The sequence below is a fragment of the Paenibacillus algorifonticola genome (genome assembly GCF_050481745.1).
In the GTDB taxonomy this organism is placed as follows: Bacteria; Bacillota; Bacilli; order Paenibacillales; family Paenibacillaceae; genus Pristimantibacillus; species Pristimantibacillus algorifonticola_A.
The window spans coordinates 163,782-187,775 of record NZ_JBCNGR010000024.1 but is presented as its reverse complement, the minus strand read 5'-3'; the positions used below and the strand labels follow the sequence as shown (position 1 = coordinate 187,775).

Below are 23,994 nucleotides of genomic sequence, written 5' to 3'. Positions count from 1 at the left end.
ATGACGAATTATAACGGGTACTTGTTTCGAAAAATGCAGAAAATGTATCGAAATTGTAACATTTTTATCCGTAAAAGCATGAGCGTGTTTCTGTCAAGCTGAAACACCGTTCGTACCCTATGGTAAAATGGAAGCAGAAATGCACGCATTTTGTGCAGGAGGGGTGCCGGATGAATATAAACAGGATAGCAGGGCTGCGCCTGCAAAATCAAGGAATCGCATCAGCTGAAAGCAATTGGTCGCCTAAACAAGTAGTAGGGCAGCTCGGTGCTGTGCAGGCTCAGGATTATATGCAGGCGATGTGGGCGATTGGCCTGCGCTCGCCTGGGGCGACATTGTCCAAGGTGGAGCAGAGCATTAAAGACCGCGAGATGGTACTGACCTGGACGCAGCGCGGAACGATTCATTTTGTGCCAACAGAGGATGTATTATGGCGGCTGTCACTTGCTGCCCCGCGCTTGCTTCAGCAGTCGAGACGGCGAAGGGAGCAGCTGGAGTTAGATGATGCTACGCTTGCTCGCAGCGAAAGCTTGATTCGCAACAAACTGCAAGGGGGAGCACAGGTTTCGCGCGGAGAGCTGCTAGACCAATTGGAGCGGGCGGGCATACGCACGGACAGCCAGCGGGGTTATCACATTTTATGGCATAGCGCCTATAAAGGGCTGATTTGCTTTGGACCGATAAGCGGCAAGCAGCAAACGTTCGTTTTGCTTGATGAATGGGTGCCAGATGCGCGGCAATTGACGCGTGAACATGCGCTTGCCAAGCTCGCTTTGCGCTATTTTACCGCTCATGGTCCTGCTACCGTTCATGATTTTGCCTGGTGGACAGGCATGACGCTAGGGGATGCAAGGGAAGGGCTGGAAGCCATAAAAGGCCAGCTGAATAGGGAGCGAATCGACGGCAGTGAATATTGGATGGTAAAGCAGACAGATGGTGCTTGGACAGAGCAGGGGGAAAAGAGGCATTCGAAGGATGAGGAGCAACAGGGCAAAGTTTCCGGCGTTTATTTGCTGCCGGGCTTTGATGAATATATTTTAGGCTACAAGGATCGTAGCGCTGTATTGCAGCCGGAAATTGCTCCGCGAATCGTTCCTGGCAACAATGGCATTTTTCTGCCGATGATTGTGGTTAATGGACAAGTCGTTGGCACATGGAAACGCACGGCTAAGAAGAAGGGAATCGATGTCGTCATTCATCCCTTCGAACCTCTCACAGGCTTCGAAGAGGGCATTGAACAGCGTGTAGAAGCTTATCTGAAATTCATGGAGCTGCCTCTGGGGAAGCTTGTGTTTGAGCAGGTGATTAAGTAAGGTGCAAAAAAATCACGTCTTCAAAGCGAGCGAGAGCTTTCAATAAATTCGCAGCAAATCTTAGCTCGTTGCACATTTTCCCTGCATTTTTTCTAAAATGGAATTATCCAATCCAATTGTGTGTAGTTCCTCGTGCTTTTTGATGAAAACGGATGGATTAAAAAAATAAAAGAATTCACTTTATTCCACTTTGCATGAAAGTGAAAATCTGATAGGATATAAGTTATAGTCTATAGATTTAGTAAGGATTAAAGGGAGGCACTTTTTTCATGGACAAAATGATGCTTGATTCCATAGATGCAACGACACATCTGGATCAACTCGAGGCTGAGGCGATTTATATTATTCGAGAAGTAGCGGCGGAATGTGAAAATCCCGTGATGCTGTACTCGATCGGTAAGGATAGCTCCGTGATGCTGCATTTGGCGCTGAAAGCCTTTTATCCGGAGAAGCCGCCGTTTCCCTTCATGCATATTGATACAACATGGAAGTTCAAAGAGATGATTGAATTCCGCGACCGCAAGGCGAAAGAATTCGGAATCAACATGCTTGTTCACTCTAATCAGGAAGGGATTGAGCAAGGAATCAATCCCTTCGATCATGGTTCCGCTTATACGGATATTATGAAAACCCAAGCGCTGAAGCAGGGCCTGGACAAATACGGCTTTACAGCTGCTTTTGGCGGTGGAAGACGTGATGAGGAAAAGTCACGTGCGAAGGAGCGGATTTTTTCATTCCGTAATAAAAATCATGCCTGGGATCCGAAAAACCAGCGGCCGGAAATGTGGAAGCTTTACAACACAAGGATTAATAAGGGTGAAAGCATCCGCGTTTTCCCGATTTCCAACTGGACAGAAAAGGATATTTGGCAATACATTCGCAGAGAGAACATTGATATTGTTCCTCTCTATTTAGCGAAAGAAAGGCCTGTCGTTAATCGCGATGGACAGATCATTATGGCGGATGATGAGCGGATGAAGCTTGAGCCGGGTGAGAAGATTGAAATGATGAAGATGAGATTTCGCACATTAGGCTGCTATCCGCTGACGGGCGGCGCCCTATCAGATGCGGACACGCTGGATGCTATTATTGAAGAAACTCTTGGTGCGGTATCATCCGAACGGACAACTAGGGTTATCGACCAGGAAGAAGCGGGAAGCATGGAAAGACGTAAACGGGAGGGCTATTTCTAAGATGAAGAGTCTGCTTAAATTTATTACTTGCGGAAGTGTGGATGACGGCAAATCCACCTTGATTGGCCATATGCTTTATGAGGCTAAGCTATTGTTTGCCGATCAGGAGAGAGCCTTGGAGATGGACAGCAGGCTGGGCAGCCGCGGAGGCAAAATTGACTATTCCTTGCTTCTTGACGGGCTATTAGCTGAACGTGAGCAGGGCATTACGATTGATGTCGCTTATCGGTATTTTACGACAGATCACCGTTCGTTCATTGTAGCGGACACGCCGGGGCACGAAGAGTACACGCGCAATATGGCCGTAGGCGCATCCTTTGCGGATCTTGCCATTATTCTGGTGGACGCAACCAAAGGGATTATTACTCAAACGAAGCGCCATACTCGAATTTGCGCCCTCATGGGGATAAAGCATCTGGTCTTGGCGGTAAACAAAATGGATTTGGTCGGTTTTGATACGAAGATATTTGATGAAATCAAAGAAGACTTCTCCCGCACCGCCACTGAATTCCAGTTTGAAAGCATTCAGGTGATCCCTGTTTCTGCAACAGAAGGGGATAACATTACGAAGCAATCCCCCAACACGCCTTGGTACGAGGGTCTTCCTTTGCTGCCCTATTTGGAGGGTGTTGATGTTCATGCGAACGATGACGTTAAGCCGTTTATGATGCCTATTCAGCGGGTATGCAGGCCAGACCACACATTCCGCGGATTTCAAGGCCAGATCGAGGCTGGCAGCATTGCAGTTGGCGATGAATTGACAACTCTGCCTAGCCGTGAGAAGGCGAAGGTTAAACGAATCTTTGTAACAGACCAAGACAGGAATTCGGCTCATGCCGGACAACCCGTTACGATTCAATTAGATCGGGAAGTCGACGTTTCACGAGGTTGTGTGTTTACGAAGGACAACCAGCTCCAAGAGGCCGACAGCTTTAGCGCCACGATTCTTTGGATGGATGATTCTGTCCTGACGCCGGGAAAAAATGTTCTGGTGAAGGTAGGTACAAAGGTTCTTCCTGGTACGGTGACGGCGATTAATCACAAAATCGATATTAATACAGGCAATACGGTTACAGCCGATCATGTGGTTAAGAATGAAGTGGCTAAATGTGAATTTTCATTATCGGATGGCATTGTTTTTGATGCGTTTGAAAAAAATAAAAGCATCGGTGGATTTATTCTCATCGATCGTGTAACGAATATGACATCCGCTTGCGGCGTTATTGACGAAGCTCTTCAAAGCGTGGGCAGTGTGGGCCAGATCGATACGGAAATCACAAGGGATGTTCGTGCCCAGCAAAAAGGGCAGCAGCCGTTAACGCTTTGGCTTACGGGTTCCGTTTCGGACAACTTGGCTCTTGCGAAGGGAATCGAGAAACGACTAGTAGCGAGAGGCTATCATACGATGCTAATCGATAACAGCTTGGGGGAATCTGTAAGCCAAATCGCGGGTTATGCGACATTGCTGAATAATGCGGGACTTATTGCTTTGGTACTGGCCGGTTCTGCAAGCGACAACGACCAAGCAACTGCGCAAGAAATAATCGGTCAAGCCTTTTTGTCAATCGATGCTGTTGTAAACAGCTCTACGATCGAGGAAGCGGTCAATGATGCTGTGAAACGTGTTGTGAAGGCTCTCATTCAAGTGTAAGTAAAACCAATCTAATATAAAGTTAGCTTTATAAAAAAGGCCAAGCCAAGGGACTATTAAGCCCCAGGCTTGGCCTTTCTCATCCATAAAATAAACCAATTATTTCAAACGCAGCATCATCGTCCATAGATCGGCGCTTTCGTAGCCGAGGCGCCACGCAGCAACGCCTGCGAGATCATATTTTTTGGCCATATTGATGCGGGCTTGTACGGTTGAAGCGGTCTCTGCCCAAAATACATAGGTGAAACCATCTTTTACATAGGTATATTTCGTTTGACCGGAAGCTGCATCCGGCGTGCCTACAGCATTCGTATCTTTAATGAGCTGCGGCACTTCCTTCATAAAAATTGCACGATTGCTAATAAGGGCACCTGCGCTATCCAGCTTCCACTCGCGAACGTAGAAAGGAATGCCGAGCATCAGCTTTTTGCGGGGAATGCCGTAATCCAGAAACTGTTTAACTCCCTCTTCAGCCCAAGCCAAGCTGGATACGGAGCCCGCTTCCGGGCCTGTGCTCCAGTGCTCGTCATAAGCCATAATAATAATCGTATCGACTATGCCTGCTAACGCAGTGTGGTCATACGCCGTTGCCTGATTCCAGCTGGCGCTGCCGCGCGGCAAATCGATCGATACTTTCATGCCTTTGGCATGAACAGCGCTCGTGAGTGCTTTGACAAAAGCGGTATAGCTTGCCCGGTCTGCCCCAGCTACCTCTTCAAAATCAATATTGAGACCATAGACGTTCAGCGCCGCAAGCTTAGCGACGAGGCTGTTAATGAAAGCAGCCTGTGCAGCCGAATTGGCAAGAAAGGCACTCGTCATCTTTTTATCAAACTGGTTGTGCAAAAGTGGCATGACGAGAATGCCCTGCGCCTTCAAGGTGCTGGCGGTCGTCGCATCCGACATATCGTTCAGCTTGCCATTCGCATCGCCTAGCTCGAACCAGGTCGGTGAATCAATATCGAGCCCTTGTGTCCCCGCAACATGCCCCAAAATCGTCTGGCTGTTCGAAGAGCCATTCCAGCCCATATAAATCAGCTTCGTGACATTGCTCCATAATACTCGTCCATCGGCATTACGAACGGTGGCGTTCGCGTAGCTTTTGGCGAGTGTGACGGCGGATTCTTTGGTGTGTACGCTTTTAATGATTTTATCGTTTTGATAAACGGATAAATAAGGCTTGTTGGTCCACCAGACGACGTTATTGTATATGACATCGGCGCCCGCATATTTTTTGGCAAAGGGTATCGCAGCTTCAATACTAATAAAAGCTTTGACGGTTTTGCCATTTTGCTGTACTTCATAGCTGCGAACGTTTGAGAAAACGACTTTCCCTTTAGCGATATTGGTCACTTCACTGCCTTCTTGCTTAGCTGCTGCTTGAACAGCGTCATAGAGGTAAGCGTATGTTTTGGTGCCGGAAATTTGCCCGCCATCCTTCGTGATCGTGTATACGGCTTTGCCTGCACGCTGCTCTTTCTTTTGCGCCGCCGTCACATTATCCCATACCCATTCATTCGTGGAACGTTTAATAATATGAGCATTGCCCCAATTGGCAGCTTCCTTCTTAGCGGCTGCAAGCGTAGCAAAGCCCCAACTGTTTTTCGTATTTTCGCCTTGATAGAGCTGGAATTTGGCATAAGATTCATACACCCAGCCCGGCTGCTGCAAATCTCGAATATGTACTTGACCTAGCTGCTTCGCTGCAGCCTGTGCTTGCTCGTAGGTGCGATATTCCCATTTGGGATTGGAGGCACCACCTTGATATACCTTATACCTCGGGAAATTGTCCCATACCCATACCCGGCCCGATATTTGCTCGACATGGCTGTAGGCAAAGCTCTGGGCATAGGTAATCGCCTGCTTCTCGGTTGCAAACTCCTTGAGCGCCGCATCGTTCTGATACACTCGGTACTTCGTCGCAGAGCTCGCGGCCATGCTGCTTCCCGCAGCAAAAGCCTGGCTCAGCATAAGCAGCACCAGCAAAGCGGTCAGCTTTCTCATTTTGAATTTCATAAGTGTTCTATCACTCTCCTCTAGTTTCTCTACTCTATTAGACGCAAAGGGAGGCTGGAGGTTGCGAAGACAGCTGCCTTATTCCATCAGGTAAAAAAATGAAATAAATATGGCGTGGGCGGATAAAAAAGGTGGAAAACAATAACAATAAGGACAGCAAAGCAGGAGGTGGCGGCTATGAAGCGGCTGTATGCGAAGGAAAAGCTCGACGAGGAAGAGGTGGAGCTGGAGGAGCTGGAGAGGAGTCTCTCCGAGGTATGGCAGGTCAATCGTTATTTGGGTGGCAATCCGGTGCTGTTCAAGCATCTGGAGCGGCTGCTCAGACAGACGGCTATCGCGCGGCGGGCTCAGGAGCTGGGGCTGAAATTTGGGCAGGACGCCGGGCTGGAGCAAGGAACGGGACTGAAGAAAAGAGCAGGACTAGAGCAGAGAGCAGGACTAGAGCAGAGAGCAGGACTAGAGCAGAGAGCAGGACTAGAACAAGGAGCGGCGAAAAATTCGCAAGGAATACAGCGGGGATGGAACGGGTCAGGACTTAGGCCTGCGCAAGGCAATAGGGTGAAAATAAAGCTGCTGGATGTGGCGACAGGGCTGGCGGATATTCCGATCGCCTTGGAGAAATGGTGCAGCAGGCGCGGGATGTCGGTAGAAATTGTCGGCGTGGATATTCATCCTAAAATGGTGGAGCTCGCGGTTAAACGCACCGCTCATCAGACTGCCATACAGGTGCTGCAAGCCGATGGAACCGCTCTTCCATTTGAGGATAACAGCTTTGACATCGTCTTCAGCAATTTGGCACTGCATCATTTGGATGACGGGGAAGCGAGCCGCATGCTGGGGGAAATCAACCGGGTCGCGCGGGTAGGCTGGGTCGTAACCGATTTGGAGCGGCACCGGCTGGCGCTGCTGTCGGCGCGGATGCTCGCGAAGTTCATCTGGCGCAGCCCGGTGACGAAGCATGATGGGCCAATGTCCGTCCAGCGCTCCTATACAGCGCGCGAAGCGAAGGAGCTGCTGGCACAGGCAGGTGTTCCCGCCGTCGTGCATCGGCATTTTCCATTTCGCTTGGCGATTGTATGCCATGCATGACGTTATCATTGTTGGTGCGGGGCCGGCCGGCAGCGTACTGGCAGCTCTGCTAGCTGCCTCGGGTGTAAAGGTGCTGCTGCTGGAGCGCGAATCGCTTCCGCGGCGCAAGCCGTGCGGCGAGTCGCTGAATCCAGGCGCAGTCGCTGCGCTTGCGCGCGTGCTGCCTGCCGGCAAATTTGCAGCGATCCGCAGCAGCATGGAGCATACGCTCATCCATGGCTGGCGGCTGACAAGCGGGAAGGCGGAGCTGCTGGCAGCTTTCCCCGCAGGCCAATTCGGGATGGCCTGCGCCCGCGAAAAGCTGGATTATGCGCTTGCGCTGCATGCTTGCGAGGCCGGTGCGCAAGTCATTGAACAAATGCGAGTGCAGCGCCTTATTTGGGAGAAGGGCCGTGTGGCTGGCGTTGTTGCTTATTCCGCTGCGGGGACACACGCGGAATTTCGGGCGCGCCTCGTCATTGGCGCGGATGGCATTCGCTCGGCAGTGGCCCGCTGCGCGGGACTGAGCAGCTTCGGCCCGCTGCGCAAAACAGCGTTCACAGCGCGGGTGAGCGGTGTGCGGGTGTTGCAGCCGCGCGTTGAGCTGTTCACGGGGCGCGGCATCGTGGTTGGTCTGGCGCCGATTGGCGGCGGCGAAGCAAATATGACGCTGGCGCAGCTGTCAGGGAGCGGGAGTGCGGCAGCTTTAGCCGCATCGTTCAATGCTAATGCAAGGGGAAAAGCTCCTGATACTACTGAGGCGGATAACAGAGCTGCTTCTGTTGTGAGCAATGTGGGGCGCAGCGCTTGGCTGCTGGGAAAAGCGGGGGAGCTGCCCGAGCTAGCGGAGCGCTTGCAGGGGGCGGCTTGCATAGGCGAGGTACTCGCTTGTGGGCCGTTTGACCGCCGGGTGCGGGCAACGCAGCAAGAAGGGCTGCTGCTCATAGGCGATGCCGCGGGTTATTACGATCCGCTGACAGGCCAAGGCATTTACCGCGCGCTCAGCAGTGCTGAGCTTGCTGCGCCGCTGCTGCTGCAAGCGCTGGAGAGCGGCAGCGATGCTCCTCTCGTTCGTTTTGCAGCGATTCAGCAAAGCCGCTTCGCTCCAGCTATTCGCCTGCAGAAGCTGATTGAATGGACGAGCAGGCATGAGCTGCTGTGGCAATCCGCTTTGCGCGGATTTGGCTCGCTGCCTGCCGCCCGCAGCCGCCTTGTGGCAGTGATTGGCGATTGCTTGTAAATAGATGTACATACAAGGAGGTTTGAAAACACATGCATACCTACAACGAGGCAACGATGCGTTGTGAGCCGCTGACTGCGTTCCAATATGCACGGAAAATCGAAAATTGGCCGCACCTGCTCCCGCATTATCGCCAGATTCAGTTCCGCTATGGCGGCAGTGAGCGGGGAGGGCTCGTGAGAATGGCGGCTGTTCGGCCATTCAAACGTTTTCAGTGGCCGGTCTGGTGGGAAAGTGAAATGGTTGTCAACGAGGAAGAACTGATGATTGGCTACCGACATGTGCGCGGTGTGACGAAAGGCATGGAGGTGGAATGGCGCATTGTACCGGCCGGCGAGAAGGTATCTGTATCGATTGTACATCGTTGGAATGCTCCCCCATGGAGCCGCAGGCTTTTCGCCCGTTTTATCGGCAATTGGTTCGTCTATGCCATAGCGGAGAGAACGCTGCAAGGCTTGAAGCAGCAGGCCGAGCTCGAAGCTGCGCTGGATGCCAAGAAACAAGCTATACAAGAAGAGCTTCCTGATTCCCGGCAATGGACGGATCTGCAATGGGAGGCTTTAAGAGAGCAGGTAGCTGAGCAATTCACAAACGAAGCAGTAGAGCAAGCCATTTTTCAACAAAGAGGGGCAGGTGGGTGCAATGGCTAATGCGATTAAAGCGGTCATAACAGGAATAGGCTGTGTAACACCGATTGGCTCAGGTGTAGAGCAGCTATGGGAAGGTCTAGTACGGGGGCAAAGCGCAGTGAGGGAAATTGAGCGTTTTGTGCCGGAAGGGCTGCGCAGCCGAATAGCTGCACAAATTCCGGATTTTCAGGCGGAGCATTATATGGATAAAAAGCGTGCGCATCGCATGGACCGCTATTCGCAGCTGGCCGTTGCCAGCGGCGCGCTGGCGCTGCGCGACGCAGGGCTGAATCCCGCCGATCTCGATGCGGATCGGGCTGGCGTCTTTATGGGCAGCGCTCTTGGCGGCATCGCCTATGCGGAAGAGCAGTGCAGCCGCTACCATAATGGCGGCTTCCGTGCTGTATCGCCGACGCTCGGATTTTCCGTCTTCGGCGGGGCAGCCTCATGCAACCTTGCCATGGAGTTTGGCATGACGGGCTTAAATGAGACGAACGCGATGTCCTGCGCGTCCGGTGCCGTCGCCATAGGCCGTGCGCTGCAAGCGATCCGGCGCGGCGAAGCGGACGTTATTATGGCGGGCGGCTCGGAAGCCCCGCTTGCGCCGCTTTCCTTCGGCGCCTTCGACATGCTGCGGGCGATGTCTACCCGCAATGAGTCGCCGGGTGCGGCAAGCCGGCCGTTCGACCGCAATCGCGATGGCTTCGTCATGGGAGAGGGCAGCGCTGTGCTCGTCATTGAAGCCGAGCATCATGCAAGGGCGCGAGGCGCAAAAATATATGGCGAGCTGGCCGGCTTCGGGCTGACCAACGATGCCCATCATATGAGCGCGCCGCTCCCATGCGGCACGCAGGCAGCACGCGCCTTGCGCCAAGCGCTGACGAGCGCAGATATGGCGCCGGAGGACATTCACTACGTCAATGCCCATGGCTCTTCGACGCTGCTCAATGATGTGACGGAATCGCGGGTCATTCGCCAAGTATTTGGCAACCATCCGGTAGCTGTTAGCGGCACGAAAGGCTTATACGGTCATCCGCTCGGCGCATCAGGCGCTATTGAAGCAGCAATTACACTGCTTGCGTTGCGCAACGGCTGGCTGCCGCCAACTACCAATCTGGACGAGCCAGATCCGGAGGCGCAGCTTGATTTGGTTGTCAAAAATCCGCGTACAGTGAAGTCCGCAGCAGCGGTGTCCAACTCCTACGGCTTTGGCGGAGTCAACGCCGTGCTTGCTTTTCGCCAGTATTAAAATATACCGGTCATTGACTTATGGCTTGGGCATACCTATTATTGAAAATAGAGTTGACCGTAAAAGCGGAAACATCCTGAACAGGGGGTGTTTCCGCTTTTTTTTGAAATATAGGAAAGTATATGATTTCGAGATGCTTTCTCTATATTTCTCGGAGTGAAACGCGCTGTGCCGCCAGAGGACGACGACAGCCGTTTCACTTTGCGTATGTCGATCTGGGTAAAAAAGATTTCCTATATAAGGAGGCCATTATCATGATTGCACAAGCTGCTCTTGCCTATGTAGATACGTTGCGGGAGGAATTGATCGCGCTGCGCAGAGATTTTCACAAGCATCCCGAGGTATTATTTGAGGTGGATCGAACAGCAGAGAAGGTAGCGGATTATTTATCGGAATGGGGCTTGCAGGTTCAACGGCATGTCGGCAAGCATTTTGGCAAAGGCGTTGTAGGCATTCTCACCAGCGATAAGCCGGGACAGACGATCGTACTGCGAGCAGATATGGATGCCTTGGCGATCACGGAGGAGAATACGTTCGCCTATCGCTCCAAGAGCGAAGGGGCTATGCACGCCTGTGGGCATGATGCCCATATGACGATGCTGCTTGGAGCGGCTAAGGCGCTCAGTCGTCACAGGGATATATGGTCAGGAACGATCAAATTTGTGTTTCAGGCCGCGGAGGAAAGTGCGCTTCCTAGCCCAATAGATGGGCGGATGATAAGCGGAGGGCGAGATATGATAGAGGCTGGGGTGCTGGACGGCGTTGACCTTTGCTTTGCGCTGCATGTATGGCCGGAGCTGCCTGCGGGCGTTGTTGGCATACATCGCAAAGAGGCCATGGCGGCATCCTCGCATTTCCATATCGCTTTTCAAGGATTGAACGGTCATCACAGCACGCCGCATTTGGCTGTAGATGCACTGTCGATGGCGGTGCAATTTGTTTCCGATGTTAAATTTGCGCTTGCAGTGGAAACGGACCCATGGGAAACGAAAGTGTTCGCATTCGGTACATTGCACGCTGGTACTGCGATTAATGCAATTGCGGGGGAAAGCAAGCTGAGCGGGACGTATCGCGTTTTTCACCCGGATCTGACTGCGCAAATTCATCAACTGCTGGAAAAGAGAGCAGATGCCGTAGCTAGTACATATGGCGGCACCTATACGTCGCAATATCGGCTAGGAACGCCGCTCCTTAATGATGCTGAAGCCGTTCAACTGACAGTTCGGGCTGGGCGAATCGCCTTGGGTGACGATAAGGTTGTAATTTTGGACAAGCCTAGCCTTGCTGGGGAGGATTTTGCGCTGTATGTACAGGAGGTGCCGGGAGCATTCGCGTTTATTGGTATCGCCAATCCGTTATCTGAAAAGGTGCATCCGCTGCATCATCCCTTATTCGATATAGATGAAGAGGTGCTGACGGAAGGGGCAAAGCTGTTCGTGCAATGGGTGCAGCAGGCGGGGGAGGAGTATGTGAGACAGTAAGGATTTCACCCCCTTTTCAAAACCCAACCCATGCGCTGCAATAAACCGTAAATTTTATGAATAAACGAAACCATCTGCTTCTCTAATGAAAAGTTTGAGCATGGCTTGTGAAACGGAAAAGGTAATAAGCATGCATGCTGCGCTGCGTTCAAGCTGCACCCAATGAGCAATGAGGTGCATCGGCTGAATGGTCAGTAAGGTAAATAGATGTAAGCTTAGAATACCAAACACCCCGCTACAATCGCCGACGGGGTGTTTGGTATTTTTTCTTCTAAGTTAAGCACTATTTCCATTTCTGCTCAATAAATTCGTCGCGGCCCGATTGCGCACGATCCTCTTTGTAATGCTTTGGATTTTTCCTATGGAAGTTTTGATGATATTCCTCCGCCGCATAAAACGTATCTGCCGCCCGAATATCTGTTACGATCGGTTTATCGAAGCGTCCGCTGCTCGCAAGCTCCTGCTTGGAAGTGAGGGCCAGAGCATGCTGCTCTTCATTATGGTAAAAAATCACCGTGCGGTACTGGCTGCCGCGATCTTGAAATTGTCCGCCTTCGTCCGTCGGATCAATTTGCGGCCAATACAGCTCAAGCAGACGCTCATAAGGGAACAGCTGCGGATCGAAGGAAATTTGCACAACCTCGGCATGTCCCGTCTCTCCTGTTTTTACCTGCTCATAAGTTGGGTTTTCCTGATGTCCGCCCATATAGCCAGATACAATACTATGTATGCCGGGGAACTCCTCGAAAGGGGTAACCATACACCAAAAACAGCCACCAGCGAATGTTGCATATTGCATAACGTATTCCTCCTTGACGCTTATAAACACTTAATAGGGTAAACGTTAGCCTGTCTGGTTTAAAAAGTCAATTGTGATTAGAAAATGCTAAAACGATTGAGATATGTATTTATCTTATAATCAAACTTCACAGCTTGAAATAGACATTTAAGCCTTGAGAGCTTGAAGAATCTCTGTTTTGCTTGTCCTCGGCACTTACCCTAATATAAACCCATTTTTCTAAAAATAGATTTTAGTCTAGCAAATACAGGCTATTAGTCCATACCTAAAAAAAACGACTCACGTACACTGAACTATCTTTATAGGGAGGTGTCGTTATTGAGTTGTCCCGCAACAAAAAAACGGTGTAAAAAGAAAACTACAATTGTGTGCCATCCTAAACATAAAAAAAAGAAACGTCGTCTTCAAGTTATGAATAAGCGGGTTTGTATTAAGTGCCCCCCGCCTGAGGGACAGCAATTACTCCGAGGACTATCGGAAGCTATAGCAGAAGCTGGGCCTCAAGGAGTTGCAGGAGTGCTCGGCCCGCAAGGATTAGCAGGGCTTGTAGGGGCAATTGGTGCACTTGGACCTGAAGGACTTGCAGGAGCACTCGGACCTCAAGGATTAGCAGGGCTTGTCGGAGCAATTGGCGCACTTGGACCTGCAGGACTTGCAGGAGCGCTTGGACCCCAAGGAGCAGCAGGACTTGTCGGAGCGATTGGCGCACTTGGACCCCAAGGACTAGCAGGACTTGCAGGAGCAATTGGAGCAATTGGCGCAGTTGGCCCAGCAGGACCAGCAGGACCAGCAGGACCAGCGGGACCAGCAGGACCAGCGGGACCTGCGGGAGCAGAGGGTTCAACTGGCCTAACAGGACCAACGGGACCAGTGGGACCAGCCGGAGGAGTATTAGGCTTTGCAGATTTTTTCGCCTTGATGCCTCCTGATAATGCAGCAACTGTTGCTCCCAACACGGACGTAAGTTTTCCGCAAGATGGTCCAATTAGCGGGACTGCAATTACCCGTATAAATGCGAGCTCCTTTAACTTGTCGGCGATTGGCACATATCAGGTTTTGTTTCAGGTCAATGCAAACGAAGCGGGTCAACTGATTTTAACATTAAATGGGGCCGATCTGGCCTATACGGTGGTCGGACGTGCAACAGGAACTTCTCAAATAGTAGGAATGGCGCTTGTGCAAACAACGATCATTAATTCAATAATCACCGTTCGAAATCCTGCTGGAAATTCCACAGCACTCACGATTACTCCACTAGCTGGAGGAACAAGGCCGGATTCCGCGCACCTTGTTATTATGCGAATTGCATAATAAGGGAAATGCAATATTTTTCAATGAAATACCCAATAGGTAATAAAGGCCGCCCTCCATATTTCTGCGGTACCATTCTTGGTACGTGGACATTGTGCGCCTCAGATACAAATATAGACACACCTTTATTTTAAGACAGTTGAAAAAGGAAAAGAAAAAAGAGAGTGTAAATCATTAGTTTAATGTGCTGATGATTAAGTTAACGGAGAATGATAGTTCAATAAAACAGTGGCAGTCTAGGGCTTTATTTACTCGCCCAGGGCTGCCTCTGTTTTTAATTCTGGGGTCGGTCTAATTCTTTATTTTCTTCTGATACAAGGGAGCAGCCCCCGAACGGTTTCGTCTAAACAATCCGTACCGTTATATCTCACCTTCATGCCTGCCGGGCAGGAGCTAGCGAGGATCATGGGAACGGCTTATAATTGTCACATTTTTTGCTATGTAATAGCTCGATAGGGCTATTATCATTCAGGGCTTCTTAAGGTACGATGAGGCAGGTAATCTTGTATCAGTTGAAAATATGGAGGTAAGCTTACATTGCATATGCGAAAAATCATCCCATTCATTCTTTTCATAGGCTTGCTGCTGCTCGCGGCGGCCTGCTCCAAAGGGGCGAGCACGAACGGAGAACAAGCACAACCGCCTGAGAAGGAGCTGTCCTTTCTGTTTAACTTTGCAAGCCAAACAATAGATCCGCATCTGGATTATACCCCGCTCCGAGCAGGTGTCGTGGAAACGCTGGTCAAGCTGGGCGAAGACCTCCAAATCCAGCCTTGGCTTGCGGAGGAGTGGAGCAGCCCGGATGGGCAGCATTGGACGTTTAAAATTCGGGAACAGGTGACGTTCCAAAATGGCAAAGAGCTTGATGCGGATGCCGTCAAGCAATCGCTTGAGCGTGCGATGGAGCAAAATCCGGGCGTGAAGCAGGTTTTGAAAATCAAGCAAATGGAAGCCAGCGGACAAAGCCTGCAAATTACGACGGAGCAGCCATTTCCACAGTTTCCATCAGAGCTGGTTCACCCCAATACAGCGATTATTGACGTGTCTGCAGCAGAGCCTGATAAAAAACCAATCGGAACCGGTCCGTTTCAAGTGGCCTCGTTCACTTCAGGCAGCTCGCTTAAGCTGGATCGCTACGACAAATATTGGAACGGTGCAGCAAAGCTCAGCCATGCGACCTTCAGCTTTAATGAGGATGCCAATGCCCGGTTGTCAGCGCTTCTGGCGGGGGATGCGGATATTGTGTACCGTCCGCCAGTTGAGAGCCTCGAAACGATGAAAAGTAATGCAAGTCTTCATTTGGATTCTGTTGTCAGCTTGCGGACGCATGAGCTCATTTTTAATACGGAGCATGAGGAGTTTCAAAATAGTAACGTTCGTAAAGCTTTCGATGCGCTCGTCAATCGCGATGAGCTGAAGGACGCCATTATGGGCGGCCAAGCGACGGTTGCCAGCGGTCCTTTTTTGCCGGAATTTCCGTTCGTGCCTGACTATGAATCGAAGGAAACCGGATTGGACGCTGCACGCAAATGGTTTCAACAAGCAGGCTATGAGGTCGAGCAGGGCAAGGTGACCAAGAATGGAAAGCCGCTTTCCTTCAAGCTGGTCACGTACGCTTCGCGAGCGGAATTTCCATTGCTGGCACAAGTGCTGCAATCGCAAGCGAAGGAGCTTGGCATTACCATAACGATCGCACAGGTCGATAAATACGAGGATTATTTGCTGGAGAAGGGTGATTGGGATTTGGGCACCTACAGCCCGTTAATTGCACCGCGCGGGGATGCGAGTTATTTTCTAAATGTAGCCTTTAAGCCTGAGGGCTCGCTGAATTTCGGAAAAATCGATGATAAAGAGCTGAGCGCTTGGATTGATGAGCTGGATCAGACGGTGGACACGAATGAGCGTTATGCTTTCATTAAAAAGGCGCTTACCCGCATTAATGAAGAAATGTATTATTCCTACCTCGTTCATCCCAATACGCTCGTTGTGTACCAGGGCAAGGTGAAAAACTGGGTGACGAGTAAAAGCGAATATTATATGCTGACGAACGAGCTGGATGTAGAAGTGAAATGAGCATCGTTTGGAAAAGGGGCGTAGAGCTTGTTCTGTTTATTTTGCTGCTTTCCTTCGTCAGCTTCGTCTTCGTTAAGCTTGCTCCGGGAGATGCCGTTAAGCAAATGCTTCGTTCAGATGACGTAGCGATCACAAGCTCAGAAATCAAGCAACAAAGGGAGGAGCTGGGACTAAACGAGCCGGTATGGGTTCAGTATGGCAGCTGGCTTGCCAGGCTGGCGCAGCTCGATTTGGGAAACTCGTATATAACGAATCGGCCAGTAAGCGAGGAGCTGCTTCGTAAAATGCCAGCCACGCTGCTGCTTACCGGCAGCTCGCTGCTCATTTTATTACTCGTTGCAGTGCCGCTTGGCGCTTTGTCTGCCCTTTATCCCAATCGCTTCATTGACCGCGCAAGCAGGCTCCTTGCTGTATTGGGAACTTCTATCCCTAGCTTTTGGCTAGGGCTTCTTTTAATAGAAGGGCTATCTGTAAGGGCTGGCTTATTGCCGTCAATGGGAATGGGAACGCCCTTGCATCTCGTGCTGCCTTCACTGACACTCGGTCTTACAATGTCAGCCGTTTATGTCCGCTTGATTCGCTCCAGCCTGATGGACAGCTTAACACAGGATTTTATTCGGGGAGCGCGGTCGCGCGGCATTGGCAGCGGGGTAATTTTGCTGCGTCATGCTTTTCGCCATGCGCTTACGCCCGTTGTGACGATGTTCGGTATCAGCATAGGCAGCTTGCTCAGCGGCACGGTTGTCATTGAAGTTCTGTTTGCTTATCCGGGCATGGGCAAATTTATTGTGGATGCCATTCAGAGTAGGGACTATCCGGTCATTCAAGGCTACATGGTCGTGATGGGAATTGTCGTCACGCTTATTCATTTGCTGGTGGATTTGGCGAATTATGCTCTGAACCCGGAAATGCGTTTGAAAGGGGAGAACCGATGAAGAAAATAGGTTTTGCCGGATATATAGCCATGTTTCTTATCGCCGTGCTTTCTTTCTCGGTTTTCCTCGTTCCTCATGATCCCTATGTAGTGAATCTTAACGACCGCTTGCTGCTGCCGAGCGCACAATATTGGCTGGGAACCGATGGACTCGGCAGAGATTTGTTTTCGCGCCTGCTCATTGGAGGGCGGAATACGATCGGCGCTAGTCTGATCGTACTTGTGGCAGCGTTAAGCATTGGTATTCCTGTGGGGCTGCTATCGGGGTATGCGGGCGGATTCGTGGATCGCCTATTTATGCGGGTGTCAGATTCCTTCCTTGCTTTTCCGGATTTCATTATTGCTATTGTGCTTAGCGGCCTTCTAGGACCGGACCTATTTAATCTGATTTTTGCCATTGCAGCGGTCAAATGGATCGCTTACTCGCGTATTGTACGCAATAGTGTCAGGTCTGAAAAGCACAAGGATTATATAGCGATTGCCCGCTTGAATGGGGTAAGCTCGCTTCATATCGTGATCAAGCATTTGCTGCCGCATGCGTTCAGCAACGTCATCGTCATCGCTTCGCTGGATGTGGGCAAAATCATCTTGATGATTGCGTCGTTATCCTACATTGGACTTGGCGTTCAGCCGCCGTCTCCAGAATGGGGAGCGATGCTGAATGAAGGCCGCGCCTATTTTCATCAGGCTCCATATTTGATGCTTGCGCCGGGACTTGCGATTATGCTAGTCGTACTATTGTCCAACGCTTGGGGTGATCGGATTCGCGATCGGCTGGATGTGAAGCGTTGCAGGGAGTAAAGGAGGTCACAGCGATGAGCGTATTAAAAATAACAGGACTTAGCTTAAACGCAGGGCAGCAGCAGCTTGTTCATGACCTTCATCTATCTATTGAAAAGCAGCAATGGCTCGCATTAATTGGTGAAAGCGGAAGCGGGAAAACGCTGACGGGCCTCGCGATAGCGGGTTTGCTCCCTCAGGCTGTACGTATGACAAATGGCGAGATTTTGGTCAAGGGACAATCCCTTTCAGAGCTATCGGCCCAACAAATAAATGGGCTGCGGGGCAAAGAGATTGCTTATGTCTTTCAAGATTATGCGGGAATGTTTAGTCCCTTTATTCGACTGGGGAAGCAGCTGGATGAAACGCTGCAGGCACATCGTGGCTTAGGACGCAAGGAGCGAAAAAAGCAAATTTTGACTTGCTTAGAGGAGGTGCGTCTGCCGGCAGAGCGCATATTTAAGAGCTATCCGTGTGAGCTCAGTGGAGGCCAATTGCAACGGGTAACGATTGCAGCAGCGATGCTGCTTCAGCCGAAGCTGCTTATTGCCGATGAACCGACGACTGCACTGGATCAGGCAACGGGAGAGGAAATACTCGGTTTGCTAAAGGAAATGCAGGAGCGAATCGGCTGCGCTATTCTGTTTATTACGCATGATTTAAGGCATGTCAGGCGTTATGCCGATCAAGTGGCGATTATGCGCGGAGGCTGTGTGCTCGAGTCGGGTGATGTGCGGTCCGTGCTGGAACAGCCAGCCCATTTCTATACGAAGCAGCTGCTTGCGGCTGAGTCTGCTCTATTGTCGTCACCAACAAGAACGCTAGAACAAGAAGCGAGGCTGCAATTAGTAGATGCCGATCAGACGATGCTGGATCAGGGAACAGGGCCAGCGTCTACGAGAGGGAATGCTATGCTATCTGCTCAAAACCTAGTCAAAACGTACCCGCAAGGCATCAAGGCGCTGGATCAAGTATCTTTTACACTGAAAGCTGGGGAGTGTTTAGGGCTGGTCGGCGAGAGCGGCAGTGGTAAAAGTACAATGGCTAGATGCTTGATGCTTATGGAGCCGCTTGACGAAGGAGAGCTCCTGTTCCAGCAAATGCCGCTGCATAAACGGAAAGCTGCTGCACGGTCGTTCATAAACGGACGTATTCAAACGGTATTTCAAAATCCAGCCGCCAGTTTGAACCCGAGGCTGACTATTGTGAATTCGTTAATGGAGCCGCTCGACGTATTCAAGGACAAAACACCAGCTTTTTTAGGCGATAGCCGATATAAACGGGATGAAGCGGCTGCTCTTTTGCTCGATATGGTGGGGCTTCCGGCTAGCGTCATGCGGCAATATCCCCATGAGCTGAGCGGGGGCCAGAAGCAGCGGGTATGCATCGCCAGAGCGATCAGCATTGCGCCTGACTTTATTATTTTGGATGAGCCCACAGCTAGCCTGGATATGATCATCCAAGCCCAGATTTTAAAGCTATTGCAGCGATTACAGCAGCAGCTTGGTTTTGCCTGCTTGTTTATTTCACATGATTTGGCAGCCGTGCAGTTCATGTGCAGCCGAATGATGGTGCTGGAGCGTGGGAAAATCACAATCGAAGATGCGCGATTTCCTGCTTCAACAATAGGGAAATATCGGAGCATTCTCGGATTACATTAGCCTGTAAGCCGCGATCAGTAAACTGCTGGATGATGCTTTTATAAAGACCGAGCCCCTACGTGTGGTATAAAGGAAATTTGGTGAGTGGGGCTACATAAGCCTCATGCAACTAGCAAAATCAGCTAAACTAGCTAGAAAAAATGCCCGAAGGCTTCAATAAAGGAGCCTATCGGGCATTTTTTAGTTAAAGATTATGAAAAATAATGAAGCTGGCAGCACTTGATGAATGAAGGCAGGTCGTTACATAAATTTAATCCAGCTCGGCGCGAGTAAATAGATCACTGATTAATTCACGATCCTCGCAGGCTGCTTTGAAGCCCAAGGAAAAATTCACCATGGCTTCACGATTGCTGGAGTACACGCAGAACATATCTGCCTCCGGATCAAAGCGGATATGCTCGGCGAGCTCCGGCATTTTTTCCTCCAAAAATACGGCTGCAAGCGAGCCCCAGTCATAGCCGCTGCCTTGAAAGCCCTCTTCTGCCCTCGTATCAAACAGTTCCTGCTTGTAGGTTCCGGCATTTAAAATAACAGACCAGGATTTATTGTCGTGGTCAATCAAAATAAAAGGCTGCAATTGTGCTGCAATCCCGTCAGCCTTTGAATGAGGCACTGCTTTATTGTTAGCTGCATAAGCGTTTAAATGCTCAATCACCTGCTCGATAGCTTCATCCGTCATGGCGAGAGTGCGATCCGTTACGATGATCTTTCCCAGCTTGATGCGATCATCGAGCCAGTCCGTAATAAAGGCTGGCGCATAGCCGCCTGTGCTAAACTCCCCTTCACCGAATGCGATCAACTTATCATAGTCGTCTAAATATTTTTTTCGTGCAGGATTCGGATAGGTTTTCGTATAAAGCCAAAATTGCAAATCATACATCAAGGTAGACAGCTCGTCGGCTTGAAAGACGAAATACCCTTTCTCCTCGGTAATCTGTCTGCCAATCGACCGGATTTTTCCTTCCAGCTCATCGGTTTCCGTCACAGCGGCACAAAGCTCAGCCAACAGAGGGGAAAATGCGCCTTCGGCTACTTTCTTCAGATCTGCTTCTTTCTCTTCAGCTGATCTATCGTACACATCATCATGCACGAGTCCTTTAATAAACTGTTCAAAGCTGCATGCCAAATAAGTAATGTTGTATTCGTTCTCTTGATCAACGTGAATGACGGCAGGTTCGCCTTCTGGTCCGCAGAAGCGGTAATCCAGCATGATGACATCATGGCCGGCGGATGGACAGTCGCAAATCACGATCCCAAGGTCAGGATAGCCCCATTCTTCGATCATAAACCGGCTGCCCAAATCTCCGCCTAATGTGTAGGATTTATTTCGTCCAATGCCCATAATGCCCGTAATCGCGATATGATCCTCTGACCACGAAGTCGGTTCCTCCGTTGGAAAGCGGCAATTGACAGGAACTCCGCCGTTTTGGCTGTTCATTAAGGCAATATAGGAGGCCGGCAGCTTGTAGCCAAGCTCCTGCTCAATGGATGCAGTCAGCTCTGCGGTTGGAGGCGGCAGCACATAAGACTTGCGGGCATAGTCGCTATCCTCCCAAAAGCTTTGTAAATCAAGCGAGGAGAATGGTGTGTCTGGCGCGGAGCCTCGATTTTGCCCGGCCGCGGCGCTTTCTTCCACATAACGCTTGTGCTGGCGTACCATTTTTTCAGCGAGCGGCTTGGTCCACTCCAAAAACTCCAAGGTTGGCTCGGATCTGGAGTCCAAGCGGAAGGACAGCTCAAAAGCCTGCAGAGCATCCACGTAACGAGCCAGAAAATAAAAGGCATAGCCTTGGCGAAAATGCCATAAAGGATCGTTTTTGCCTTGCTCTTTGATTATGGAAAGCTGCTTTAGTGCATCATGGTAACAATCTGTATTGTTAAGGGCTCGGGCAAGCTGGATAATGACCTCATAATCTCTGTCGGCTTCAGGGATTTCCTGCAGTCGATCAACAATGCTCTCGAACGCTTCTTCGTCATGCCAAAGGTTGATTTGAGTCAAAAGCTGCTGGTCCATAATTATGCTTCACTCCTCATTATGAAATGGTCATATCTTTTGTGATATATTGTTAATTATATCCCGAGATCAAGGCGGCTGGCTAATCCTTAAGGCGGCTAAGCGGGAACGCAGAATGTAGTATAATGAAGAAGAGTGCAAATTGATGAAAAAGTAGGCGATCGAATATGAGCGAGAGGCAAGCCAATATACATATCGGATGGAACTTTGACAACAGCTATGCAAGGTTGCCAGACGGATTGTTCACACCAACAAACCCAACTCCGGTACGTTCTCCAGAGCTGATTATTTGCAATGACAAGCTGGCTGCATCGTTAGGACTGGGTGCCGAGGCGCTGCAAAGCGAGGAAGGCGTCGCCATGCTTGCGGGCAACCAGATTCCCGAAGGAGCTTTGCCGCTTGCCCAAGCTTATGCGGGGCATCAGTTTGGTCATTTTAACCGCTTGGGTGACGGACGGGCACTGCTGCTGGGAGAACAAATAGCACCTTCAGGCGAGCGGGTCGATATTCAGTTGAAAGGTGCAGGCCGAACGCCATATTCCCGCGGCGGCGATGGCCGAGCGGGGGTTGGGCCCATGCTGCGTGAATACATCATCAGCGAAGCGATGCAGGGGCTGGGCATTCCCACTACCCGCAGCTTGGCGGTTGTAAAAACGGGCGAGCCTGTTTACCGCGAGGATACGCAGCAGGGGGCGATTCTGACCCGTATAGCTGCGAGCCATATCCGTGTCGGAACGTTCCAATTTGCTGCACAATGGGGAACGGCAGAGGAGCTGCGAGCCTTGGCGGACTATACCATCTCAAGACATTTTCCGCTTGTTGCTGCTGATGCAAATCGCTATCTCTCCTTGCTTCAGGAAGTGATTAAACGGCAGGCATCACTTATCGCCAAATGGCAGCTTGTCGGTTTTGTTCATGGCGTAATGAATACGGACAACATGGCGCTTAGTGGCGAAACGATTGATTACGGCCCATGTGCCTTTATGGATGCTTTTAGCCTGGCGACAGTGTTCAGCTCCATCGATAGTCAAGGCCGTTATGCCTATGGAAATCAGCCTTACATTGCGGTCTGGAATTTGGCAAGATTGGCTGAATCGCTATTGTCGCTGCTGCATGACGATGAGGAGCAGGCTTTGAAGCTTGCGGAAAAAGCTTTAGCGGATTTTACAGACCAATACCACCGTCATTGGCTCACGGGCATGCGTGGAAAGCTGGGCATTTTCAATGAGGAGGAGCAGGACGACGAGCTGATGAAAGGCCTGCTCACTTTGATGGAGAAGCATGGCGCGGACTATACGAATACATTTGTGGCGTTAACGTTTAACAAGCCGGATGACTCAGCTCTGTTTAGCAGTCCTGAGTATACAGAGTGGCATGAGCGCTGGCAGAATAGGCTGAGCAGGCAGGAGCAGTCGAGTGAAGAAGTGGGACAGCTGATGCGCAGCAGCAATCCCGCCGTAATTCCCCGCAATCATCGGGTAGAAGAGGCGCTGGAGGCGGCGATAAAAGGAGATTACGGTGTAATGGAGCGGCTGCTTGAAGCGCTTGCTAACCCGTTTGCACATTCACCAAAGCAGGCTGATTATGCGGCATTGCCTGAGCCGTCAGACTGTGCTTATCGTACTTATTGCGGAACGTAAATGCACGAATATGGACATTACTTCCATAATCCTGCATAATACACTCAAGAACGACAACTGAAAATTAGCTTGTAAACTATAAAGCTGTCCAAGCACAAGAATGGAACTGAGGGGCTATTGCAGCTCACAGCACAACTTTCTGATTGGTGCGGGGACGGCTTTTTTATAAATACAATTCTATTTCAGCGCGAAGCTTGAATGGAAGCCCTCTGGGGATATGAAGAATATAAGAGAGAGAGGAATAATTGATGGAATGGACGCTTGAAGATGTAGAACAGACAAGCAAGCTGTATCCAGACAGCTTCTTTATCCCACCTGCGAAGGAGAGACGGTCGCAAGAAGTAGGAAGGCGGGTTCGATTGCATTTTACACTAGCAAACCCAGGTGAAAATGAGCCGAGAGCCGAACGGATGTGGGTGGAGATTACAGGCTTTAACCAAGCGGAAGAGCAATATACCGGAGTGCTGACGAACCAGCCAGTCTATTTGAAAAGCTTGAAGCAAGGAGACAGCCTAGTGTTCGAGCCGCAGCATATTGCCAGAACGATTCTCCAGGAAGGCGATAGGAGATGGCTTGCGGATGGCGAAAAAATGGCGCTCGTATCCAGGCGCTGCCTGGAGCAGGGGGATGCCGTGTGCTGGATGTACCGTGAAGCAGGAGACAATGAGCAGGACAGCGGCTGGCGGTTGTTCGCAGGCGATGAGGAAGACAGCTATATTAATGCCGATAATATTTTCAGGGTACAGGTTTACGAAATGGTAGACCGGGATGCTAGTTTATTAGCCCCCTTTAAGGGAGCGCATGGCTCGGCGGTTGAAAGGCAGGACGGGGATGCTGCATGGGAAGAGGTAGTGGAGGAAGAATAGAAAAGTTGCAAACGACAATATATTTCATTATTCTGGATAAATAGCGTATTTTCAGCATGCTAGTTTAGTAAAGGAG

18 protein-coding genes and 1 pseudogene are annotated in these 23,994 nt (G+C 50.5%); 15 read left to right on the top strand and 4 right to left on the bottom strand.

The features are described 5' to 3' along the window. The first annotated feature begins 170 nt into the window (after positions 1–170). The 3 genes from ABEW34_RS20445 to ABEW34_RS20435 all read left to right on the top strand — a co-directional run bounded on the left by ABEW34_RS20445 (position 171) and on the right by ABEW34_RS20435 (position 4,157). Entirely contained in the window at positions 171–1,313 is a 1,143-nt protein-coding gene (locus ABEW34_RS20445) for a winged helix DNA-binding domain-containing protein (protein ID WP_430161194.1), read from the top strand. Positions 1,314–1,582: 269 nt separating this feature from the next. Further along, positions 1,583–2,506, top strand: coding sequence for a sulfate adenylyltransferase subunit CysD (gene cysD, locus ABEW34_RS20440; RefSeq protein ID WP_430161193.1), 924 nt, complete (start codon positions 1,583–1,585; stop codon positions 2,504–2,506). A 1-nt stretch (position 2,507) separates the two neighbouring features. Continuing rightward, positions 2,508–4,157 (top strand): GTP-binding protein, encoded by a 1,650-nt coding sequence (locus ABEW34_RS20435; protein WP_430161192.1) that lies wholly within the window; start codon positions 2,508–2,510, stop codon positions 4,155–4,157. 99 nt (positions 4,158–4,256) lie between these two features. On the opposite strand, the gene ABEW34_RS20430 is transcribed toward ABEW34_RS20435, so the two are convergent. Continuing rightward, positions 4,257–6,173 carry a glycosyl hydrolase family 18 protein gene (locus tag ABEW34_RS20430; protein WP_430161191.1) on the bottom strand — a complete coding sequence of 639 codons (1,917 nt, stop codon included), beginning with the start codon at positions 6,171–6,173 and terminating at the stop codon, positions 4,257–4,259. Positions 6,174–6,350: 177 nt separating this feature from the next. On the opposite strand from ABEW34_RS20430, the gene ABEW34_RS20425 reads away from it, so the two are divergent. The 5 genes from ABEW34_RS20425 (at position 6,351) to ABEW34_RS20405 (ending at position 11,840) form a co-directional block, all read left to right on the top strand. Continuing rightward, positions 6,351–7,262 carry a methyltransferase domain-containing protein gene (locus ABEW34_RS20425; RefSeq protein WP_430161190.1) on the top strand — a complete coding sequence of 304 codons (912 nt, stop codon included), beginning with the start codon at positions 6,351–6,353 and terminating at the stop codon, positions 7,260–7,262. Continuing rightward, positions 7,255–8,481 carry an NAD(P)/FAD-dependent oxidoreductase gene (locus ABEW34_RS20420; protein WP_430161189.1) on the top strand — a complete coding sequence of 409 codons (1,227 nt, stop codon included), beginning with the start codon at positions 7,255–7,257 and terminating at the stop codon, positions 8,479–8,481. Before ABEW34_RS20425 ends, ABEW34_RS20420 begins: the two co-directional genes overlap by 8 nt. 32 nt (positions 8,482–8,513) lie before the next feature. Next, positions 8,514–9,131 carry an SRPBCC family protein gene (locus ABEW34_RS20415; RefSeq protein ID WP_430161188.1) on the top strand — a complete coding sequence of 206 codons (618 nt, stop codon included), beginning with the start codon at positions 8,514–8,516 and terminating at the stop codon, positions 9,129–9,131. After that, positions 9,124–10,359: a beta-ketoacyl-[acyl-carrier-protein] synthase family protein gene (locus tag ABEW34_RS20410; RefSeq protein WP_430161187.1), complete on the top strand. Its 1,236-nt coding sequence runs from the start codon at positions 9,124–9,126 to the stop codon at positions 10,357–10,359. Before ABEW34_RS20415 ends, ABEW34_RS20410 begins: the two co-directional genes overlap by 8 nt. A 254-nt stretch (positions 10,360–10,613) precedes the next feature. Next, positions 10,614–11,840, top strand: a complete 1,227-nt coding sequence (locus ABEW34_RS20405) for a M20 metallopeptidase family protein (protein ID WP_430161186.1) — start codon at positions 10,614–10,616, stop codon at positions 11,838–11,840. A 283-nt stretch (positions 11,841–12,123) separates the two neighbouring features. Here the strand turns inward: ABEW34_RS20405 and msrA are convergent, their stop codons facing one another. Continuing rightward, the gene (gene msrA, locus ABEW34_RS20400) at positions 12,124–12,639 is read right to left on the bottom strand and encodes a peptide-methionine (S)-S-oxide reductase MsrA (protein WP_430161185.1); all 516 of its coding nucleotides are present in this window, start codon (positions 12,637–12,639) and stop codon (positions 12,124–12,126) included. A 516-nt stretch (positions 12,640–13,155) separates the two neighbouring features. On the opposite strand from msrA, the gene ABEW34_RS20395 reads away from it, so the two are divergent. Continuing rightward, entirely contained in the window at positions 13,156–13,950 is a 795-nt protein-coding gene (locus ABEW34_RS20395) for a collagen-like protein (protein ID WP_430161184.1), read from the top strand. Positions 13,951–14,270: 320 nt separating this feature from the next. Here ABEW34_RS20395 and ABEW34_RS20390 read toward each other — a convergent pair. Next, positions 14,271–14,357: pseudogene (locus tag ABEW34_RS20390) on the bottom strand (DUF523 domain-containing protein); the annotation flags it as partial. Positions 14,358–14,493: 136 nt separating this feature from the next. On the opposite strand from ABEW34_RS20390, the gene nikA reads away from it, so the two are divergent. From nikA to nikE, 4 genes are read left to right on the top strand one after another with little or no spacing between them, the layout of a single operon-like run. Further along, a complete protein-coding gene (gene nikA / locus ABEW34_RS20385) occupies positions 14,494–16,023 on the top strand; it encodes a nickel ABC transporter substrate-binding protein (RefSeq protein ID WP_430161218.1) in 1,530 nt (509 codons plus the stop codon). Beyond that, the gene (gene nikB / locus ABEW34_RS20380; RefSeq protein ID WP_430161183.1) at positions 16,020–16,958 is read left to right on the top strand and encodes a nickel ABC transporter permease; all 939 of its coding nucleotides are present in this window, start codon (positions 16,020–16,022) and stop codon (positions 16,956–16,958) included. Before nikA ends, nikB begins: the two co-directional genes overlap by 4 nt. Then, entirely contained in the window at positions 16,955–17,758 is an 804-nt protein-coding gene (nikC, locus tag ABEW34_RS20375) for a nickel transporter permease (protein WP_430161182.1), read from the top strand. The genes nikB and nikC overlap by 4 nt, the downstream gene beginning before the upstream one ends. 14 nt (positions 17,759–17,772) lie before the next feature. Beyond that, positions 17,773–19,398, top strand: coding sequence for a nickel ABC transporter ATP-binding protein NikE (gene nikE, locus ABEW34_RS20370; protein ID WP_430161181.1), 1,626 nt, complete (start codon positions 17,773–17,775; stop codon positions 19,396–19,398). 250 nt (positions 19,399–19,648) lie between these two features. Here nikE and ABEW34_RS20365 read toward each other — a convergent pair whose 3' ends face one another. Continuing rightward, positions 19,649–21,412, bottom strand: coding sequence for an Imm51 family immunity protein (locus tag ABEW34_RS20365; RefSeq protein WP_430161180.1), 1,764 nt, complete (start codon positions 21,410–21,412; stop codon positions 19,649–19,651). Positions 21,413–21,579: 167 nt separating this feature from the next. On the opposite strand from ABEW34_RS20365, the gene ABEW34_RS20360 reads away from it, so the two are divergent. After that, on the top strand, positions 21,580–23,052 hold the full coding sequence (locus tag ABEW34_RS20360; RefSeq protein WP_430161179.1) for a protein adenylyltransferase SelO: 1,473 nt from the start codon (positions 21,580–21,582) through the stop codon (positions 23,050–23,052). A 248-nt stretch (positions 23,053–23,300) separates the two neighbouring features. Then, complete coding sequence (locus ABEW34_RS20355) at positions 23,301–23,918, top strand: immunity protein Imm33 domain-containing protein (RefSeq protein WP_430161178.1); 618 nt, start codon at positions 23,301–23,303, stop codon at positions 23,916–23,918. Positions 23,919–23,994 lie beyond the last annotated feature (76 nt).

Coding starts and splice junctions, on each gene's coding strand:
- cysD (WP_430161193.1), top strand. CDS start 1,583: ATGGACAAAATGATGCTTGATTCCATAGATGCAACGACACATCTGGAT.
- ABEW34_RS20355 (WP_430161178.1), top strand. CDS start 23,301: ATGGAATGGACGCTTGAAGATGTAGAACAGACAAGCAAGCTGTATCCA.
- ABEW34_RS20405 (WP_430161186.1), top strand. CDS start 10,614: ATGATTGCACAAGCTGCTCTTGCCTATGTAGATACGTTGCGGGAGGAA.
- ABEW34_RS20415 (WP_430161188.1), top strand. CDS start 8,514: ATGCATACCTACAACGAGGCAACGATGCGTTGTGAGCCGCTGACTGCG.
- nikB (WP_430161183.1), top strand. CDS start 16,020: ATGAGCATCGTTTGGAAAAGGGGCGTAGAGCTTGTTCTGTTTATTTTG.
- nikE (WP_430161181.1), top strand. CDS start 17,773: ATGAGCGTATTAAAAATAACAGGACTTAGCTTAAACGCAGGGCAGCAG.
- msrA (WP_430161185.1), bottom strand. CDS start 12,639: ATGCAATATGCAACATTCGCTGGTGGCTGTTTTTGGTGTATGGTTACC.
- ABEW34_RS20445 (WP_430161194.1), top strand. CDS start 171: ATGAATATAAACAGGATAGCAGGGCTGCGCCTGCAAAATCAAGGAATC.
- ABEW34_RS20430 (WP_430161191.1), bottom strand. CDS start 6,173: ATGAAATTCAAAATGAGAAAGCTGACCGCTTTGCTGGTGCTGCTTATG.
- nikC (WP_430161182.1), top strand. CDS start 16,955: ATGAAGAAAATAGGTTTTGCCGGATATATAGCCATGTTTCTTATCGCC.
- ABEW34_RS20435 (WP_430161192.1), top strand. CDS start 2,508: ATGAAGAGTCTGCTTAAATTTATTACTTGCGGAAGTGTGGATGACGGC.
- ABEW34_RS20410 (WP_430161187.1), top strand. CDS start 9,124: ATGGCTAATGCGATTAAAGCGGTCATAACAGGAATAGGCTGTGTAACA.
- nikA (WP_430161218.1), top strand. CDS start 14,494: ATGCGAAAAATCATCCCATTCATTCTTTTCATAGGCTTGCTGCTGCTC.
- ABEW34_RS20420 (WP_430161189.1), top strand. CDS start 7,255: ATGCATGACGTTATCATTGTTGGTGCGGGGCCGGCCGGCAGCGTACTG.
- ABEW34_RS20425 (WP_430161190.1), top strand. CDS start 6,351: ATGAAGCGGCTGTATGCGAAGGAAAAGCTCGACGAGGAAGAGGTGGAG.
- ABEW34_RS20365 (WP_430161180.1), bottom strand. CDS start 21,412: ATGGACCAGCAGCTTTTGACTCAAATCAACCTTTGGCATGACGAAGAA.
- ABEW34_RS20360 (WP_430161179.1), top strand. CDS start 21,580: ATGAGCGAGAGGCAAGCCAATATACATATCGGATGGAACTTTGACAAC.